Here is a 1,177-nt window from a genome sequence, read left to right on the forward strand (position 1 = left end):
GAGACCCGGATCTGCAGGTGCCCGTAGGCCACCGCGCCCTGGCCGGGGCCGGTAACGGTGATAGCGATCGGCTCGGCGATACGGGTGTCGCGCTCGACGGTCACCAGGGTTGCGGAGTTGAACGACGAGAAGGCTTGCGCGGCAACACGGTCGGTCGGGGCGCCGCCCTGGCCGAGCCGATCGTCGCCGCGGCGCACCGTCTCGACCCGCAGGCCGGGCTGCTCGGTGACGCTGATCTCGGCTTTGCCGGTGGCGCGTGCCGACCCGTCGTGCAGGCCACGCAGCCGGCGCAGCGGGGTGAACCGCCAGATTTCGTCGCGGCCGTGCGGGACCTCGAACGCGTCCACATCGAACGAGGAGAAGACCTCGCCCTTGTTGGCCGCGGTCAGGGCCGAACCCTCAACCGCTTCAGTCAGGTTGGTCACTAGCCGACAGCGCCTTCCATCTGCAACTCGATCAGCCGGTTGAGCTCCAGCGCGTACTCCATCGGCAGTTCTTTGGCGATCGGCTCGACGAAGCCGCGCACCACCATGGCCATCGCCTCGTCCTCGGTCAGGCCGCGGCTCATCAGGTAGAACAGCTGGTTCTCGCTGACCTTGGACACGGTGGCCTCGTGGCCCATGGTGACGTCGTCCTCGCGGATGTCGACGTAGGGGTAAGTGTCGCTGCGGCTGATCGTATCGACCAGCAGCGCATCACATTTCACGCTCGAGCGCGATCCGTGCGCGCCCTTGTTCACCTGCACCAGGCCGCGGTAGGAGGTGCGGCCCCCGGCGCGCGCCACGGACTTGGACACAATATTGCTCGACGTGTTCGGCGCCAGGTGCAGCATCTTCGCGCCGGTGTCCTGGTGCTGGTCCTCGCCGGCGAAGGCGACCGAGAGCACCTCGCCCTTGGCGTGCTCGCCGGTCATCCAGACCGCCGGATACTTCATGGTCACCTTCGACCCGATGTTGCCGTCGATCCACTCCATGGTGGCGCCGGCCTCGGCGCGGGCCCGCTTGGTGACCAGGTTGTAGACGTTGCCCGACCAGTTCTGGATCGTCGTGTAGCGAACGCGCGCATTGGGTTTCACGATGATCTCGACCACCGCGGAGTGCAGCGAGTCCGACTTGTAGATCGGAGCGGTGCAGCCTTCGACATAGTGCACGTAGGAACCCTCGTCGGCGATGATCAG

General features: G+C 66.6%; 1 protein-coding gene and 1 pseudogene. Both read right to left on the reverse strand.

The features are described from left to right. Positions 1 to 425 (reverse strand): annotated as a pseudogene (locus tag A5652_RS12140) (Fe-S cluster assembly protein SufD); the annotation flags it as partial. After that, positions 425 to 1,177 (reverse strand): Fe-S cluster assembly protein SufB (gene sufB / locus A5652_RS12145; RefSeq protein ID WP_067351056.1); only part of this gene is annotated, 753 nt, incomplete at its 5' end. The gene sufB and the pseudogene A5652_RS12140, both read right to left, overlap by 1 nt.

Origin of the sequence: Mycobacterium sp. 1165178.9 (assembly GCF_001673555.1) — a bacterium.
Lineage (GTDB): Bacteria > Actinomycetota > Actinomycetes > Mycobacteriales > Mycobacteriaceae > Mycobacterium.